The 16,960-nt window shown below is 62.7% G+C and carries 19 protein-coding genes; 10 read left to right on the top strand and 9 right to left on the bottom strand.

Annotation, left to right across the window (positions count from 1 at the left end):
* The first annotated feature begins 86 nt into the window (after window positions 1–86).
* Window positions 87–491: a DUF3224 domain-containing protein gene (locus tag HDE79_RS03190; RefSeq protein ID WP_184600465.1), complete on the top strand. Its 405-nt coding sequence runs from the start codon at window positions 87–89 to the stop codon at window positions 489–491.
* Between the two features lie 9 nt (window positions 492–500).
* Here HDE79_RS03190 and dinB read toward each other — a convergent pair whose 3' ends face one another.
* Entirely contained in the window at window positions 501–1,601 is a 1,101-nt protein-coding gene (gene dinB / locus HDE79_RS03195) for a DNA polymerase IV (protein ID WP_184600466.1), read from the bottom strand.
* Window positions 1,602–1,699: 98 nt separating this feature from the next.
* Entirely contained in the window at window positions 1,700–2,200 is a 501-nt protein-coding gene (locus HDE79_RS03200; protein ID WP_184600467.1) for a hypothetical protein, read from the bottom strand.
* A gap of 194 nt (window positions 2,201–2,394) precedes the next feature.
* Here HDE79_RS03200 and HDE79_RS03205 point away from each other — a divergent pair, with 194 nt between their 5' ends.
* From HDE79_RS03205 to HDE79_RS03215, 3 genes are all read left to right on the top strand, one after another.
* Complete coding sequence (locus HDE79_RS03205) at window positions 2,395–3,726, top strand: amino acid permease (protein WP_184600468.1); 1,332 nt, start codon at window positions 2,395–2,397, stop codon at window positions 3,724–3,726.
* Window positions 3,727–3,815: 89 nt separating this feature from the next.
* Complete coding sequence (locus tag HDE79_RS03210) at window positions 3,816–5,978, top strand: beta-agarase (RefSeq protein ID WP_184600469.1); 2,163 nt, start codon at window positions 3,816–3,818, stop codon at window positions 5,976–5,978.
* 78 nt (window positions 5,979–6,056) lie between these two features.
* On the top strand, window positions 6,057–7,682 hold the full coding sequence (locus HDE79_RS03215; RefSeq protein WP_184600470.1) for a dihydroxyacetone kinase subunit DhaK: 1,626 nt from the start codon (window positions 6,057–6,059) through the stop codon (window positions 7,680–7,682).
* 12 nt (window positions 7,683–7,694) lie between these two features.
* On the opposite strand, the gene HDE79_RS03220 is transcribed toward HDE79_RS03215, so the two are convergent.
* Window positions 7,695–7,946 carry a hypothetical protein gene (locus HDE79_RS03220; protein WP_184600471.1) on the bottom strand — a complete coding sequence of 84 codons (252 nt, stop codon included), beginning with the start codon at window positions 7,944–7,946 and terminating at the stop codon, window positions 7,695–7,697.
* Between the two features lie 91 nt (window positions 7,947–8,037).
* On the opposite strand from HDE79_RS03220, the gene HDE79_RS03225 reads away from it, so the two are divergent.
* Window positions 8,038–8,823, top strand: a complete 786-nt coding sequence (locus HDE79_RS03225) for a helix-turn-helix transcriptional regulator (RefSeq protein WP_184600472.1) — start codon at window positions 8,038–8,040, stop codon at window positions 8,821–8,823.
* Here the strand turns inward: HDE79_RS03225 and HDE79_RS03230 are convergent, their stop codons facing one another.
* The 5 genes from HDE79_RS03230 to HDE79_RS03250 form a co-directional block, all read right to left on the bottom strand.
* Window positions 8,824–10,224: a DNA polymerase gene (locus HDE79_RS03230; protein ID WP_184600473.1), complete on the bottom strand. Its 1,401-nt coding sequence runs from the start codon at window positions 10,222–10,224 to the stop codon at window positions 8,824–8,826.
* A gap of 225 nt (window positions 10,225–10,449) precedes the next feature.
* Window positions 10,450–10,857 carry a hypothetical protein gene (locus tag HDE79_RS03235; RefSeq protein WP_184600474.1) on the bottom strand — a complete coding sequence of 136 codons (408 nt, stop codon included), beginning with the start codon at window positions 10,855–10,857 and terminating at the stop codon, window positions 10,450–10,452.
* A complete protein-coding gene (locus tag HDE79_RS03240) occupies window positions 10,854–11,324 on the bottom strand; it encodes an Mpo1-like protein (RefSeq protein WP_184600475.1) in 471 nt (156 codons plus the stop codon). The genes HDE79_RS03235 and HDE79_RS03240 overlap by 4 nt, the downstream gene beginning before the upstream one ends.
* Before the next feature lie 28 nt (window positions 11,325–11,352).
* Window positions 11,353–11,685, bottom strand: coding sequence for an SMR family transporter (locus HDE79_RS03245; protein WP_184600476.1), 333 nt, complete (start codon window positions 11,683–11,685; stop codon window positions 11,353–11,355).
* Window positions 11,685–12,611: a phosphoribosylaminoimidazolesuccinocarboxamide synthase gene (locus HDE79_RS03250; protein ID WP_184600477.1), complete on the bottom strand. Its 927-nt coding sequence runs from the start codon at window positions 12,609–12,611 to the stop codon at window positions 11,685–11,687. The genes HDE79_RS03245 and HDE79_RS03250 overlap by 1 nt, the downstream gene beginning before the upstream one ends.
* A 129-nt stretch (window positions 12,612–12,740) precedes the next feature.
* Between HDE79_RS03250 and HDE79_RS03255 the strand changes: the two genes are divergently transcribed.
* From HDE79_RS03255 to rpe, 3 genes are all read left to right on the top strand, one after another.
* Complete coding sequence (locus HDE79_RS03255) at window positions 12,741–13,061, top strand: c-type cytochrome (RefSeq protein WP_184600478.1); 321 nt, start codon at window positions 12,741–12,743, stop codon at window positions 13,059–13,061.
* A 13-nt stretch (window positions 13,062–13,074) separates the two neighbouring features.
* Entirely contained in the window at window positions 13,075–13,887 is an 813-nt protein-coding gene (djlA, locus tag HDE79_RS03260; RefSeq protein WP_184600479.1) for a co-chaperone DjlA, read from the top strand.
* Between the two features lie 140 nt (window positions 13,888–14,027).
* The gene (gene rpe, locus HDE79_RS03265; RefSeq protein ID WP_184600480.1) at window positions 14,028–14,696 is read left to right on the top strand and encodes a ribulose-phosphate 3-epimerase; all 669 of its coding nucleotides are present in this window, start codon (window positions 14,028–14,030) and stop codon (window positions 14,694–14,696) included.
* A gap of 402 nt (window positions 14,697–15,098) precedes the next feature.
* On the opposite strand, the gene HDE79_RS03270 is transcribed toward rpe, so the two are convergent.
* Window positions 15,099–15,248, bottom strand: coding sequence for a hypothetical protein (locus tag HDE79_RS03270; protein WP_184600481.1), 150 nt, complete (start codon window positions 15,246–15,248; stop codon window positions 15,099–15,101).
* A gap of 306 nt (window positions 15,249–15,554) precedes the next feature.
* On the opposite strand from HDE79_RS03270, the gene pdsR reads away from it, so the two are divergent.
* Together pdsR and HDE79_RS03280 are read left to right on the top strand one after the other, a co-directional pair.
* Window positions 15,555–16,244: a proteobacterial dedicated sortase system response regulator gene (gene pdsR, locus HDE79_RS03275; RefSeq protein WP_184600482.1), complete on the top strand. Its 690-nt coding sequence runs from the start codon at window positions 15,555–15,557 to the stop codon at window positions 16,242–16,244.
* Complete coding sequence (locus HDE79_RS03280; protein WP_184600483.1) at window positions 16,244–16,936, top strand: hypothetical protein; 693 nt, start codon at window positions 16,244–16,246, stop codon at window positions 16,934–16,936. Before pdsR ends, HDE79_RS03280 begins: the two co-directional genes overlap by 1 nt.
* Window positions 16,937–16,960 lie beyond the last annotated feature (24 nt).

Here is a 16,960-nt window from a genome sequence, read left to right on the forward strand (position 1 = left end):
ACGGCGCGCGATAGGCCCCACACCGCATTATTCGTCGTTCATTACTGGCGCTAAACTCATGCAACTTACTGACATCAGGAAGAATCGTGACGAAGCTCGCCAGTGGCACGTTCGAAGTGAAAATGGTCCCGCAACCTGCCGAGGAAAATGTCGGCGATGTCAGCATTGGCCGGATGGCGCTGGACAAGATCTTCAGCGGAGATCTCGATGCGACCAGCAAGGGCCAGATGCTGGCGATGCGTGCAGCGGTTGAAGGATCAGCCGGCTACGTCGCGATGGAGTGCGTCACGGGAAAGCTGCATGGTCTTAGCGGGAGCTTTGTCTTGCAGCACAGTGGCACGATGACGCGCGGCGCGCCGCAGCTCAGCGTCACGGTGGTGCCCGATTCCGCCACCGGCGAACTGGTCGGGCTGACCGGTACGTTGGGCATCACGATTACCGATGGCAAGCATCGCTATGACTTCGACTACGCCTTGCCTGATGCGAGCTGAGCACTTGCCTTAGTTTGTGGTGTCGAATAGATCGGTCTGCGCGTGGTAGCTGTCCTGCTCCACGAAGCCGGCCAGGCCGACACCGACGAGTCGGTACAGCGCATCGGTTGGTCGTTCGACACGCGAACGCAAGGCGCAGGCGATATCGCCCAGTTCCTTGGCTGACAGCGGGGGCTGTGTTGGCGTTAGGCTGCGTGTAAGCGTGCGGAAATCGGAGGTCTTCAGCTTTAGCACCACGGTGCGCGCCACGCGGGCATGTTCTTCAGCAGCAGCGTTGCGCAGATAACCCGCCCAGGCTTTTTCGGCGAGCTGGCGGATATGCGGCTCGAGTTCGTCCAGTGCCAGATCATGCTCGAACGTATCCTCGGCAGAGATCTGCAAGGTCAGTCGTTCGGGTTGCACGGCGTGATCGTCGATGCCACGCGCCAGTTCGTGCAGACGTCGGCCCCAGCGTCCGAAACGCTGCTCCAGTTCGTGCAAGGCGAATACGCGAAGTTCGCCGACGGTGCTGATGCCGAGCACGGCGAGCTTCGCTTCCATTACCTTGCCGACCCCGGGCAGACGACCGACTGGCAGCGGCGTGAGGAAGGCTTCGACTTGGTGCGGGCGAATCACGTAGAGGCCATCCGGCTTGTTCCAGTCCGACGCGATCTTTGCAAGAAACTTGTTGGGCGCCACGCCAGCCGATGCGGTCAGCTGCGTCTCCTCGCGGATCGCCGCGCGGATTGCCTCGGCGGTCGCCGTTGCCGAGGGCAACCCGGTCAACGTGCTGGTGACATCGAGGTAAGCCTCGTCCAATGAGAGCGGTTCGATCAGCTCGGTGTGTCGCGCGAAGATCTCGCGGATTTGCCGTGACACCGCTTTGTAGCGGACAAAGTCCGGCGGCACGAAGACTACCTGCGGGCACAGCCGCTCGGCGCGCATCGCCGGCATCGCCGAGCGAATGCCGAATACCCTCGCCTCATAACTTGCCGCGCATACCACCGAGCGAGCACCGCGCCACGCGACGGCTACCGGTTTGCCACGCAGCGAAGGATCATCACGCTGCTCGACTGACGCGTAGAACGCATCCATGTCGATATGCAGGATTTTGCGGGTTGGGGCGGTCATGCGCGGTGGCGTACAGCTGATGAAACGGATCTGGCGATTCTAGACCGTGCCGCTGCCGACACCAGTGCGACGGCATGTGCCGATCTGTTGTCGGCAGGTCAATCCTTCGCACGCAGCGTCTGCTCCAGCGCTCGACCCTGGCTGTCACGCCATGCTGCATGCAGGCTGCGTCCTTCAAAACGAAGTTGCAGCGTAGCCATGCCGATGTCGGCAGGCAGTGCCAGCACGGCGAGATCATGATCATCCGCAAACATGGCGCGAAGATGCACGTGGCCATCGGCATAGAAGGCCACGAGCTGTTGCTGAATATCGTACGCACGCACTTGCTTGAAAGGCGCGCTGAGCTTTTGTGGCGGCACGAAGAAGCGCAGCTGGCGCGACCCCTCATCCGCACCCGAAGTCAACACGGCCATGCCGTCGCTCCATCGGACGGCTGGCGCCGAAGTCAGCTCGACCAGCTGAAAAACGATGATGCCCTGACGCGCGCGCACCAGGCAGCGACGGGCCGACGGCACGCCTCGATGGCAGAAACTTTCGATGTGCCAGGGTGGCGCCGTGCGGCTCGCGGCCTGCGCTGGTAGTGCGATAGCGCACAGCATGACAAACCCTAGCGTGGCGAGGATGACCCCCCGTGCGTGGTGGCCGAATGTATGGCGTTTGCTATGAGAGATCATTCGATGGGCCCGCTGTATGGCCTGCATGGTTGAACCATAGTGCCCGATACCTACTTAACGAGCGGGCCGTATCATGCGGGACTAGCTGAAACACCACACACAATGGCATGGTAGTGGTCATGTCGACTGAACCTGCCAATGCCTATGTTCGGCGCCTGAGCACCTGGGACGCCGCGATGATCGTGATCGGTGGCGTCATTGGGGCGGGCATTTTCCGCAACCCGGCCGCGATTGCCCAGCAGACAAACTCCGGTTTGCAGGTGCTGATCCTGTGGGTAATCGGCGGCTTGCTGACGCTCGCTGGTGTTCTCTGCTACGCCGAGCTGGGCGCGCGGCGACCGCAGGCGGGTGGTACCTACGTTTATCTGCGCGAGGCGTTCGGACAGCTGCCGGCATTCCTGTTCGGCTGGACCATGGCTTTGATCAACTATCCGGGCAGCGTGGCCGCGGTGGCGACCATCTTCGCCGATTATTTCTGTGCGGCAACGGGTCTGCCCGATATGTGGGTGAAGCCGGTGGCCGCCGGCGGGATCATCTTTATCGTTGGTATCAATCTGTTCGGCATTCGCGCAGGCGCCTGGGTGCAAAACGTTTTCACCGTACTGAAGATCGCGGCGATCGTGCTGCTGGTGGTTGTCGGGTTGGTGCTGGCGCGCGGGCATCTGGGCACATCGCTGGCGGTGGACACGTCGCATCCGGTGTCGTCGTGGGCCTTCATCGGCGCGCTGCTGCCGGTGCTGTTTACCTATGGTGGCTTTCACTATCTCAACGATCTGGCCGGTGAAGTGCGCAATCCGCAGCGTACGTTACCGCGTGCGCTCGGCATGGGCATGGCGGGCGTGGTGATCTGCTACGTGCTGGTGAACTTTGCTTATCTGGCGGGACTGGGACACGCCGGCCTGGCGGCCAGCCACGCGCCGGCGGCAGACCTGATGCGGCGCCTGTTTGGGGATACCGGCGCCACCGTCATTGCGGTCGGCATTGCGTGCTCTGCTTTCGGCTACTGCAACATCGCGATCGCTGGTGGCGCGCGCGTGCTGCAGACGATGGGCGCCGATGGCATGTTTTTCCGCGCAGTGGGACGTATCGATCCGCGCACGCGTGCGCCGCAGATTGCACTGGCGGCACTGGGTACATGGGCGATCGTGCTGACGCTATCGGGCAGCTTCAATCAGCTGCTCGACTACACCACGGTGGGCGAGTGGCTGGGGCACGTGTTCGGCATCGCCACGCTGTTCTGGTATCGCCGGCATTTCATCGATCAGCCGTCGCCTTATCGGGTGCCGTTTTATCCGCTGCTGCCGCTGGTGTTCGTGATCACCGTGTTCAGCGTGATCCTGGCGACGGCGATTCACACGCCGAGCGATGCAGGCATGAGCCTGCTGATCATCGCGTTGGGTGTGCCGGCCTATTACGGCTGGCGTCGAATCTCGGCGCCGCGCTCGCTGTAGTTTGCTTTCCACAGGGTTTGAAGCAGGAGGGCTGCGCTTCAGCTGCTGGCAGCATACTCGGCATGGTCCTTTTGCCAGACTGCCTGCTTATGAAACGCTACGTATTGCTGTGGCTGCTGTGCCTGTTGGCGCTGAATGCCTGTCATGCCGCGGAGACGCCAGCGACGATTGATCTCTCATCGTCTTCTTCGCCGTCTGCGCAGATCTCGCTGACGCAGGTGCAGCGCGTCGGCGCTGCGGAACGTGCCAGAGACGGAGTGGCGCAGCAGCGCTACGCCTTTCAACCCGCTGCGCTGCCGCAGATAACTGTCGCGCCTGCGGTCGGGAAAGCCTGGGACTGGACCGGCAAGGGCGAGCTGCGCCTGCGCGTGCAGAACGCGATGCCTTGGGCGGTGACGTTGAACGTCGATATCGACAGCGCCAGCAAGCAGCAGCACCTGCACGCCAGTGTCGGCGTGCCGGCCGGTCCCGTGCAAACGCTGGTGCTGCCTTTGCATGCCGAATCGCCACGCAGCGAAGGCATGCAGGCGCCGCCGCCGATGCCATTTGATGATCACGCTCAGCTGACCTTGCTGGCTACTACGGTGCAAGGGGCGATTGATCTGCATGAGGTGAATGCGATTCGGCTCAGCATGCCCGCACCGCAGGCGGCGCAGACACTGTTGTTCGGTCGCATCGACACGGCGGCTGGCGAGGCCACGTTGCGTGATGCGTATACCGGTATCGTCGATAGCTATGGACAGTTCACGCGCGGTCACTGGCCGGAGAAGATCGACTCCGATGCCGCCCTGCATGCCGCGCATGCTGCTGAGCAGGCCGTGCTCGCCAAAGCGTCCGCGCAGGTAGTTGGCATGGATAACTATGATGGACGCCTGGATGTTCCCAACCTCACGAAAACCGGCTGGTTCCATGCACAGAAGGCCAACGGCCGCTGGCAACTGGTCACGCCGGACGGCCACGCGTTCTTTTCGCTCGGCGTCAATGCGGTCGTCGCCGACGGTGGTCGCAGCTATGTCGAGGGCCGCGAGTTCATGTTCCAGGATCTGCCACCGGCGACCGGTGCCTGGCTACCGTTCTACGGCAAGGGCGACAGCCGCCGACCGGATCAGGGCGCCAGTGAAGGTATCGGTTACAACCACGGCCGCTGGTTCGATTTCTATGCGGCCAATCTGTATCGCGTCGATGGCGCCAGGTGGATGGATGCATGGCGTGCACGTACGCTGGATCGTCTGCATGCCTGGGGATTCAACACCATCGGCAACTGGAGCGATGCATCGCTCGGGCAGGCACATCGGCTGCCGTATACCCGCCCGATCAATATCTCCGGCAATTACGCCAATGTGTCAGCAGGCTATGACTACTGGGGCCGCATGCCCGATCCGTTTGATCCACGTTTTGTGCAGGCGACTGAGCAGGCCGTAGCGAATGCTAGCGACGATGTGCATGACGACCCATGGCTGCTCGGCTATTTCGCCGATAACGAACTGGCATGGGCTGGCGTGGGCCCCCAGGGTCGCTGGGGACTGGCCATCGGTACCTTGAGAGGTGATGCAAAGAGCCCCGCCAAACGCGCTTTCATCGCGATACTGCGCAAGAAATACGTAGAGCCGGAAACGCTGGCGAGTGCATGGGGCATTGCGCTCGGTTCGTGGGATGCGCTCAATGTCACCAGCTTTGCGGCGCCCGTGCCGAACGAGCAGCATCCAGCCATCGCTGCGGATTACAGCGCGTGGCTGCGTCTCTACGCCGATACCTATTTCCGGACCGTAGCCGAGGCTATTCACCAGCACGACGCGCACCATCTTTTTCTTGGTGGACGCTTCGCCGTGAACACCCCCGAGGCCGTGGCCGCCTGCGCGCAGTATTGCGATGTGGTGAGCTTCAATGTCTACGCCGACCTGCCGCAGCATGGCTTCGACGCGGCAGCGATCCGCGAGTTCGACAAGCCCGCGTTGATCAGCGAGTTCCATTTCGGTTCCGACGATCGCGGTCCTTTCGGCAAGGGTGTGGTGTCGGTTTATACGGAACAGCAGCGTGGCGAGGCCTATGCGAAGTTCGTCGCGGCCGCGGCGAGCGATACGAACATCGTCGGCGCGCACTGGTTCGAGTACGTCGACCAGCCGGTCACCGGACGCCTGCTCGATGGCGAGAATTCGCATATCGGTCTGCTCGGCATAACCGATCTTCCATTCGATGGTTTCATCGATGCGGTGCGCGCGGCTAATCAGCAGGCCAGTGCGGGTGAACGGTGAACTGATTGGCGTGGCTGGTCGCAGGCGACCGTCGTATTCGGACTACTATGGGCAGCACGCATTCAGCGAGGCAAGACGATGGATTTCTTTTTCAATCAACCGCAACACGTCGTTGATCAGATCCTCGGTAGTCTGGCGCAGTTGGCGCCATTGACAGCGGCCGAGCCGGGTTCGGGCATGCGCATCCTGGTGCGTTCCGATTGGCAGCGACAGCAGGTGGCGATCATCTCCGGCGGTGGCGCCGGACACGAGCCGTCGCATGCGGGTTTCATCGGTGCCGGCATGTTGACCGCGGCGGTGTCCGGTGACTTGTTCGCCTCGCCCAGCGTCGCTGCCGTGCTGGCGGCAATCCGCCATTGCAGCGGCGCGGCCGGCACGCTGCTGGTGGTGAAGAACTACACCGGCGACCGTCTCAATTTCGGGCTGGCCGTCGAGCAGGCCACGCGCGAAGGTCTGGATGCGCGCATGGTGATCGTCGCCGACGATATCGCGCTGCCGGATGCACCACAGCCGCGCGGTATCGCCGGCACCGTGCTGATGCACAAATACGTCGGCTATCTGGCCGAGCAAGGGCGATCACTGGACGAGATCGTTACCCGCGCCGAGCAGTTCGCGGGCCGGCTGATGTCGTTGGGCATGGCCTTGTCCAGCTGCACGCTGCCGGGCCATGCGATCGAGCGACGCAGCCCCGAGCTGGGTTTGGGCATCCACAATGAGCCAGGCGCTCAGCAGGTACAGCCGCAGGATGCCGCTGAAGCGGTGGCGATCGTGCTCGCGCCTTTACTGGAACAGACGGCCAAACGCTATGGTGTCGACGGCCGGTTGATCGTGCTGCTGAATAATCTGGGTGGCTGTTCGAGCCAGGAACTGGCCGTGTTGTCGCATGAAATTCTCAGCCAGATCGGCGTGCAGCGAGTGGCGTTGATGGTGCACCCCGCTGCGCTGATGACCTCACTGGACATGCATGGCTTCTCGATCAGCCTGCTACCCGCCGAGGCGGATTACCTGGAAGCGCTCAGCGTGCCAGTGGAAGCGCCGGCCTGGCCGGGCGTGTATCGGCCGCATCCACTGGAAACCTTCGCGGTGCCAGCCGATACGGCGGATGGGGCCAGCCCGGGCACGCGAGACACCGTCGTGGAGGCGGCGATCCTGCGCATCATGCAGACTTTGCAGAATGCCCGTCAGGCACTGGACGAGCTGGATGCGCGCAGTGGTGATGGCGATACCGGCAGCACCTTCGCCGCCGGCGCGCATGCGATCGCGCAAAAGCTGCAGGCCGGTATGCTCAGCAGCGGCGAGCCGGCACGGCTGTGCGACGAACTGGGGCGTCTGCTCGCCCGAGCGATGGGTGGCTCCAGTGGCGTGTTGCTATCGATCCTGTTCACCGCCACCGGTACTGCATTGGTGGCCGGTAAATCCTGGCGCCAGGCATTGGGCGATGGCATCGCCCGCATGCAGCACTACGGTGGCGCCAAGCGTGGCGACCGCACCATGCTCGACGCGTTGATACCCGCCGTGGATGTATTGGACCAGGGTCTACAGGCTGCCGCGCAGGCGGCTCGCAAGGGTGCCGAATACACCGCCACACTCACTCGCGCGCATGCTGGTCGCGCCTCCTACGTGCCAGCGCATGCGCTGGCCGGCGTTGTGGACCCGGGCGCCGAAGCAGTGGCGCGGGTTTTCGAGGCGCTCGCCAGCCGCTGAAATACGACGGCTTCAATGCGCTTCCACGAAACTCCGCAGCTCTTCGTCGCGGATCTGCAGGGCATCGAACAGGCCGAGCGCGCGCAGGGCTGGCAGGGCCTCGATGATGTGACGTTCGGCGGTAGCGCGCTCCGGCGCGGAGCGCGTTGGGTCTGTCCGCAGCTTGGCGTTGGCGAGAAAGGCGCCGACTGAGCCTTTGCGTACTACAACGCCGTTGAATTCGCCTTGATTGACGCTGTCGGGAAGCAAGTCTTCAGCACGCATATCGGTTCTCCAGGAAGAGTGTGGCGATACTCTAGCGGGCACATGCTGGCTCCACTAACGTACTTGAGCCATTGAATACGGTATCCAGGCCATGTCGAAGCCGCTGCTCGATCCACAGCTTGCCCAGTCCACCGGTCTGGTGACGCTTATTGCCGTAAAACAGGTCGATCCGTTGCGTCGAGAGACGTCACCGCACAGCCATGCGCGCGGCCAGTTGCTCGGCGCCATTCGTGGCCTGCTAACCGTGGGCACCGACCGTGGCCAGCACGTGGTGGCAGCGACTCAGGCGATCTGGATACCGCCGCACCAGACGCATTCCGTGCGCTCACACGGCCCGTTCGCTGGCTGGAGCGTGTATGTCGACAAGCCGGCCTGCGCGACGCTTCCAGCGCAACCGTGCACGATCCGCATGTCGGCCCTGTTGCACGCCGCCGTCGATCGCGCGGCCGGTTGGAGTGGCGCATTGCTGGACGATGCGCAGGCGCGCGTCGTCGGTGTCGTGCTGGACGAGATCCGCAGCCTGCCGCGCGAGTCGTTCGAACTGCCGATGCCACGCGACGCGCGTCTGCTGCGTATTGCCCAGGCGATTGCCGATGATCCTTCGGATAACCGCAGCCTGCCAGAGTGGGCGGACTGGGCGCATGTTCCTTCCCGCACATTGACGCGCCGGTTCAGTGCGGAGACCGGCTTCAGCTTCACTCAGTGGCGCCAGCGTTCGCGCCTGCTGCGTGCGCTGGAGCTGCTGACGGGCGGCACCGCGGTGACAACGACGGCACTCGATCTCGGCTACGAGAACGTCAGCGCCTTTATCGCGATGTTCCGCCGCAACTTCGGGGTGACGCCGGGCCGCTACTTGCCGCCGGCGGCGCCGGGCTGATCAGAAGGAAGATTTTTTGTCCGTTCCGTTGTGCCCGTGCTCGCGACGGCGATGCGCGCTTTCGGCCAGCACCTTGGCGCGGTTGAGCGATTGCAGCCACAGCGGATCGTGACTGGCAGCGCCCTCGTGTGCCGCAATAGTGCTATGTGCCGCCTCGTTCTCGCTGTCAGCGTCGGGGATGCGATTGAACGGGATGCGCATCGGTGCGGCATCGTGCTGCAGTGCCAGCTGCATGCCGCCGAAGTAAACCTTGTTGTAGCCGAACTTGGTATTGATGCGATCGACCAATGCATCAATGCGGCCGGCATCTTGTGTCGATGCGAACAGCGAGCCGGTGCTTTGTGTGCGTGGTACCAACCGCATCAGGGTCACACTGACCGATAGCGGCACGGCGTGCACTGGGCCAGGCAGGCCGCCATGGCGCCCGGGAGCGAGCGAGCCGTTCAATAGCTGCAACAGCTCGCGGCTGTCGTCGGTGGGATCGAATGCGAGATCGCGTTCCCAACGCAGATCATGCCCGACGAAGCGAATACGTACCGCCAGTGCACCGCTCAGCAGTTCTTCGCGGCGCATGCGCATCGCCGCTTTTACCAGCAATTTCTTCAGCACCGCGCGAGCGCCAGCCGCATGGCGAAGTTCCGGCCCGAGTACATGTGAGTGGCCGATCGAACCGCGAGTAGTCGCTGCATTGGGCAGCCACGCACCGCGCAACATTCCCCACATGCGTTCGCCCTCGATGCCGCTCCAGACTTTACGCAGTTGCAGCTTGGAAGCGGCGGTGAGCTGGGCGACCGTGGTGATGCCCTCCTCGTGCAGGCGTATTTCCATCGAACGGCCGATGCCGCACAAGTCGCGCAACTCCAAGCAGTGCAGAGCATGCGGCAGATCGGCCTGCTCGATCACGGTAAGGCCGTCGGGCTTGCGCATGTCCGAGGCGGTCTTGGCGAGGAACTCGTTCGGCGCGATGCCGATCGAGCAGCGGATCGCGCCGCCGGGCGCCACCAGTGCAATCTCCTGCTTCACCTGCGCGGCAATCTGCTCTGCCACCTCGCGCCGGCGCTGACGACCGACCAGTTCGCAGGCTACTTCGTCGATCGAACCAACCCGTGCGATCGGAATCGCATGCTCGATCGCCTCATACAGCGTCTTGTGCCAGGCGACATAACGTTCCGGCCGTGCAACACGAATTGCGATATCCGGGCATAGCCGCCGCGCTTCGCGCACTAGCGTGCCGGTGCCGACACCGAATGCCTTTGCCTCGTAGCTCGCGGCGATCAGGCTGGTGGTTTCGGCAGCGACCGGCGCCACACCCACCGGTCGGCCGCGCAGTTCCGGTTCCTCGTGCTGCTCGACCGAGGCGAAGTAGCTATTGAAGTCGACGAACAGGCTGCGCAGGCTCATGGAATTCTCGTAAGCGAGCGGGTGGTATAGCTTGCGCCGGTCTCGCCGTTGGAGACAGTGTCATCTCACGGGTGAGAAGGATTGGTTACGCTGCGCTTGTGCCGGAAAGGGCGGTATACGCCAGACACTGGCGGTTTGAATTTATGGAAATTTAGATCAAAGAAGCATGGGCGTTTGGAAATCGGCTCTACTCTTTTCGCCAAGCCATAAGTTAAACCACAAAACTTACACGAGGCTGGTCGCCACGCCAAAGCTGATCGCCATGATTGCAGCGACGGCCATGCAGGCGCTGCCCGGGCGGATGCGGCTGGCGTCGACGCGCGGGGTCAGCCGCCACAGCAGCACGGTGCCGATCAGCATGTCGAGCACCAACACGAATCGCAGCAGGCCCGACGCGAGCAGCGGCGCGTAGGGCGGGTGCAGATGGCCTTCGCCCGTGGCTACGCCGACGATCAACACGATGCCGATCAGGTTCCACAGCAGGCAAGCCAGGTAAACGCGGTTGAAGACGACGCGGCTGCGCTCGGTCCAACGCAGCACGGCATAGGCGATGAGAGCAAAAAACAATGCGAAGATGGAGCTGTACAGCACCCACCAGAGCAGGCTGCTGAGTAGGGTAAGCAGAGTGGTCATGTGACTTGCTGAAATCCCATCTTGCGCAACACTTTCGCCATCAGCCACGCCGGCCCGATCAGCAGATACGAGATATCGGTGAGAAAGCTCGGCTTGCGTCCCTCGTACTTGTGCCCGATGAACTGGCCGATCCAGGCAACTACGAAGACGGTCACGGCCAGCATGCACAGCCGGGTCGCACCGAGTTCGGAAAACAGTATGTTGGTGATCAGCCCCAGCACCGCGAAGGCGATCAGCAGTGCTGCAGCCAGCCGATGCGAATGCTTCCAGTACCAGTAGAACGCCGCCACCATCGTCAGCACCGCCCATGAGCCGGGGCGAAAAAAGTTGGCCGGCACGGGGATCGCCCACAGCAGCGCAATCACGCTCCACATGATCGGTGGCACGCAGATCCAGTGCAGACGCTTGTTGGTGGGGTTCTGGTGATCGCTGCTGTAACTGTCCAGCCAGTCCTGCATGGTGCGCATGTTCGGAGCCCTCAGAGGTGGCGTGCCATTAGTGGGCACTGCTCTTGGATAGCAGGTTCAGCACCAGCACGCCAGCAATGATCAGCGCGATGCCGATCATGCCGGCCAGGTCGATCTTCTGGCGGAAGGCCAGCACGCCGATCAAGGTGATCAACACGGTGCCGGCACCCGACCACACCGCGTAGGCAATGCCCACCGGAATATGTTTGAGCGTAAGGCTGAGGAAATAGAACGCGACGCCGTAGCCGGCGACCACCACCACGCTCGGCAGCAGTCGGCTGAAGCCTTCGGAAGCCTTTAGCGCGCTGGTGCCGATCACTTCGGCCAGGATGGCGAGGCTGAGGGTGAGCCAAGCGTTCATCAGGTTAGCTTGATGCCGGCCAGCTTATGCAGCGCCTCGGCGTATTTGGCCGCCGTGGCGGCAATCACGTTGTCGGGAATCACCGGGCCGGGCGCTTTCTTGTTCCAACCCTGCGTTTCCAGATAGTCGCGCACGAACTGCTTGTCGTAGCTGGGCGGGCTGATGCCGACGCGGTATTCGTCGGCGGGCCAGAAGCGCGAGGAATCCGGCGTCAGCATCTCGTCCATCACGTAAAGCTTGCCGTTGGCATCGGTGCCGAATTCGAACTTGGTATCGGCGATGATGATGCCGCGTTCGGCCGCATAAGCTGCCGCCCACTTGTAGATCGTCAGTGTGGCCTCGCGCACTTCGTCGGCGGTGGCGTGGCCGACAGCCGCCACCACGGCATCAAAGTTGACGTTCTCGTCGTGGTCGCCTACGGCGGCTTTGGTCGACGGCGTGAAGATTGGCGCGGGCAATTGCTGCGCCTGCTGCAGATCGACCGGCAGGGTGATGCCGCACAGCGTGCCGGTGGCCTTGTAGTCCTTCCAGCCCGAGCCAATGATGTAGCCGCGGGCGATCGCTTCAACCGGTACCGGCTTCAACCGGCGCGCCACCACGGCGCGCTTCTCGTAGAGCGCCAGATCGGTGCCGGCCGGCAATACGTCAGCCAGCGGTACGTCGAGCAAATGATTTGGCACCAGGTGCGCCGTCTGCGCAAACCAGAAATTGGAGATCTGCGTCAGCATCTCGCCCTTGCCCGGAATCGGGTTGGGCAGCACCACGTCGAAAGCCGACAGGCGGTCGGTCGCCACGATCAGCAGTCGTGCTTCCTCCGGACGGCCATCGGGGCGATGGCCTTGCGGCAACGCGTAGACGTCGCGCACCTTGCCGCGATGAATCAGTTCCAGGCCGGGCAGTTCGGATTGCAGCAAGCTGGTGGGCACGACGGTGGTTCCGCAAACGGGGAGAACCCCCATTCTAACTGCTGCGGCCGTAGGGCCGGAAAGTCGCACCCAACAGGCCACCTCACGGCGACTGCTAGAATTACGCGTCTTCAGCCCCATGTGTTGCCGATGCGAACCCTTCAGATTGCGGCATGTTGCCTCGCCGCCGCCCTCCCTGTGCTTGCCTTAAGCCAGCCAGCCATGCAGCCGCCCAGCCGGCTGGGCCTTTGTGCGGCCTGTCATGGCACCACCGGGCGCGCCACCCAGCCGGGCGTGCCGAATCTTGCCGGGCAAAATCTGGACTACCTGCGCGACGCACTCAAGCAATATCGCAACGGTCGCCGTGATGTGGCGCTGATGCGTGCGGCGATCGGCCCGGTCAGCGATGCGGAGCTGGATGCACTGGCGCGCTGGTATAGCGCACAGTCGCCACAAGCGGTGCTGCCATGATGAGTCTGCCGCTATGAGCTATTCCTACACCCTGTGGTTCGCGTTCTTTGGGTTGCTGATCGGCCACGCTCCTGGCGCCATTACCGGTGCCATCATCGGCTTTATCTTCGACAACCTGCGCCACACCCAGCGCAAGAACGCCACGCCGGAAGCGGGCGGCTTTATAGGGCCGCTGTTCACGCTCCTGGGCGCGGTGGCGAAGTCCGATGGTCGCGTGTCGGAAGCGGAAATCGCGATTGCCGAACGGATGATGTCGCGGATGAATCTCGACGCCGACCAGCGCAAGCAGGCGGCCGCCAGTTTCAATGCCGGCAAGCAGCCGGAGTTCGATGTCACCGGCACGATCAACGAGCTGCGCGGCTGGGTCGGCATGCGCCGCGATCACGCGTTCCCCGTGCTCGATGTAGTGATCGACACCGTGCTGGCCGAAGGCAATCCGGCACCGGAAAAAATGGCCATCCTGCGCCAGCTGGCGTTCGCGCTTCGGGTCAGCGAAATGGAGCTGATGGCACTGATGGCGATGAAAGGCTACGCCTGGAACGGCGGCGGCCAGCGCGGCTACAGCCGCGGCACGGGCTATGGTTCCAGCGGAGGCTATGTGCCGCCGCAGCGCTCGCCGCAGGGTCCCGATCCGTATGCCGTACTCGGTATCGATCGCACCGCCGACGAACGTGCCGTGAAGCGCGCCTATCGCAAGCTGATTTCCGAACATCACCCCGACCGTCTTGGCGATCTGCCTGAAGATATGCGCAAGCGCGCAGAGTCGCGTGCCAGCGAGATCAATGCGGCGTATGACCGGGTCAAGGAGCAGAGGGGGTTCAAGTGATGGGTTTCTTGCAAACCCATCACAGGAACTCGTGCATGCTGGAGCTGAGCTTTTACCATGGCAAAACCGGGCATCCAGCCGCGGTTTTGCGACGGCACATCCCTGTGCCGATCCGATCCGTTTAGGCACCGAGGTTAATGATGAGCAAGCAGGCCCCGATGATCGCTCCGTCCATTCTCGCCGCCGATTTTGCGCGGCTGGGCGATGACACTGCCGCTGCGCTGGCTGCCGGCGCGGACTGGGTGCATTTCGACGTGATGGACAACCATTACGTGCCCAACCTGACGATCGGTCCGGCGGTGCTGGAGTCGCTGCGCAAATACGGCATCACGGCGCCGATCGACGTGCATCTGATGGTGAAACCGGTCGATCGCATCGTGCCGGATTTCGCCAAGGCGGGCGCCACCGGCATCAGCTTTCATCCCGAAGCCAGCGAGCACATCGACCGCACACTCGGCCTGATCAAGGATTCCGGCTGCACCGCAGGTCTGGTATTCAATCCGGCCACACCGCTGGATCATCTCGATTACGTGATGGACAAGCTTGACCTGATTCTGATCATGTCGGTGAACCCGGGTTTCGGCGGCCAGAAGTTCATTCCCGGCGCGCTGGAGAAATTGCGCCAGGTACGCCGACGCATCGATGAGAGCGGCCGCGCGATTCGGCTGGAAATCGACGGCGGCGTAACGGCCGGGAATATCGGTGCGATTGCCGAGGCCGGCGCGGACACTTTCGTGGCGGGTTCGGCGATCTTCCACGCCAAGGATTACCGCGCCGAAATAGCTGCGATGCGCACGGCGATCGGCTAAATCCCCGCATCCAGCAGACGCCCCGCGGCGTGATCGCGCTCACGGGTCGCACCCATAAAAATCCCGGCGCAGGGCAGCGCCGGGATAAACGTCGTCAGACGTGAGAGGAAACACCAACGATTGGCGCGTGCCGATGCGAGCGCATCGGAGGGAGGGGTCAACACCCGCATCGAAACATTCCACGGGCTATGGAAGCGCCAATCAGTAACTCAGACCACGGCCCATCCCGATTGGTTCCCCGTCCGGCCGAAATGGCTACCAAACCCCGTTGTGGTGCGGCAAGTGTGCAAAAAAATCCCCTCACGAGGAGGGGAAGTACCACCATGATCGATGGGATGTCGGGAAATCAATCACCGTTGAAGCAAATGCCGACGCTGGCCCGTGGAGATCGTAAACAGGCTCTTACAGCGGCTGCCAGCTGGGATCAGGCTCCTCCTGCCGCATTGCATCTGGCGCGCCTCCATGCACGCCAGATGCCCGCTCGCCTTCCATGGCAACCCAATCATCAGAGCCTGACTCGGTAAAACCTGAATCGGATTCGTTGTTCAGCATGGCGTCGGTTTCAGTGAAAGCCGAGGATCACGCCCAGCAGCAGGGCGCCAATGGCCAGCGACACCCGCAACGGCTCGAAGCTGCGCAGCTCGGCGTTGGGGTCGCGTTCTCGTGATTCGTTGTTTGGCATTGCAGGTCTCCGTGCGTGGTTCACGGTTTCCATCACACATCCCATCCGGGCGCTGGCCCCGGCACAATCGGGCCCGCTTACCGCTGGGTTATGGCAATACGCGGGCAGTAGGCACGTACGGCTTGCGTCGCTGCCATTCGCATAGCACGCTGCGCTCCACCACACAGGAGCGCGCCATGGGCCGCAGCATTGCCATCGTTGAAGACGAACCGCTGATCCGCGCCAATTACGTCGAGGCGTTGAACCGTTTCGGTTACGACGCACGTGGCTACGGCTCGAAGCAGGAGGCATCGAGTGCGTTCGCGATGCGCCTGCCGGAGCTGGTGATCATCGATATTGGATTGGGCGACGAGCCCGAGGGTGGCTTCGATCTGTGCCGCGAGCTGCGCGCCAAATCGTCGACGCTGCCGCTGATTTTCCTCACTGCGCGCGATTCGGACTTCGATGTGATCTCAGGTCTGCGACTCGGTGCCGACGACTACCTCAGCAAGGACACCAGCCTGCACCAACTGGCGGCACGCATTGCTGCGCTGTTCCGCCGGATCGAGTCGCTGAAGGCGCCGGCCTCCAGCGAAACAGTGATCCAGCACGGCCCGCTCAAGCTGGAATCCGAGCGCATGCGCATCACCTGGAATGGCGAGGAAATACCGCTCACCGTCACCGAATTCTGGATGGTGCACACGCTGATCCGTTTTCCCGGTCATGTGAAGAATCGCGACCAGCTGATGCGCGAAGCCGAACTCGTGGTCGACGATGCCACCATCACCTCGCACGTCAAACGCATCCGCAAGAAATTCATCGCCGTGGCACCGGAGTTCGATGGCATCGAGACGGTGCACGGCGTTGGCTACCGGTGGAAGCCGTGATGCGCAGGTTATTCGTGCTGCTTGCGCTGCTGCTTGCGGTGAGTGCGGCGCACGCCGTCGATCAACCTGCCATTGGTCCCGCCGTTGCAGCATCCGCTGCGTCGGCCATTCCGCTGTCGACGTCGCACGCCGCCGCACACCAGCTGTCACACGTAGTCCCGGGCGAGGAGAAGACCGTCATCGTCAGCGGCAACGCGGACGAATCGGTTCCTGGCTGGTCGATCGTGACGGTACCTCCGGCTGGTTGGATCAACGACTGTTGCCAGTACGCCAGGGCCATCGGCGTCAATCTGGTGTTGTACAAGGGTGACTGGACCGGCAATCCCGACCGCGTGATGGTGCTCAACGTGTGGCCACGCAAACTGCCCTCCCTCAAGGCGGAACGGCAGGCTGACCAGACGCAATATCTGAAGAAAGATCCGAAAGCTACCGTGAATTCGTTCGCGGTCGGCGGTGCGGCGATGACTTGCGATGGCGTGCTGTATCAGGGTACCGATCACGTGGATGACGCGGTGGTGTTTTGCGATCCCGGCAAGGCTACCGGCATCCGCCTGAGCTGGTCGATGACGGTTGCCGCCAACGATCCACAGCGCGCTTCGGTGCTGGCGCTGTTCCGGCAGGTCGTGCAGAAATCGATGTATACGAAATATCGGCGCGGCGACAAATCCACCAGCAGGACGTCACCACCCTGATCTCATGTTGATGCCTGTTTTGCC

Source organism: Rhodanobacter sp. MP1X3, from assembly GCF_014207165.1.
Lineage (GTDB): Bacteria > Pseudomonadota > Gammaproteobacteria > Xanthomonadales > Rhodanobacteraceae > Rhodanobacter.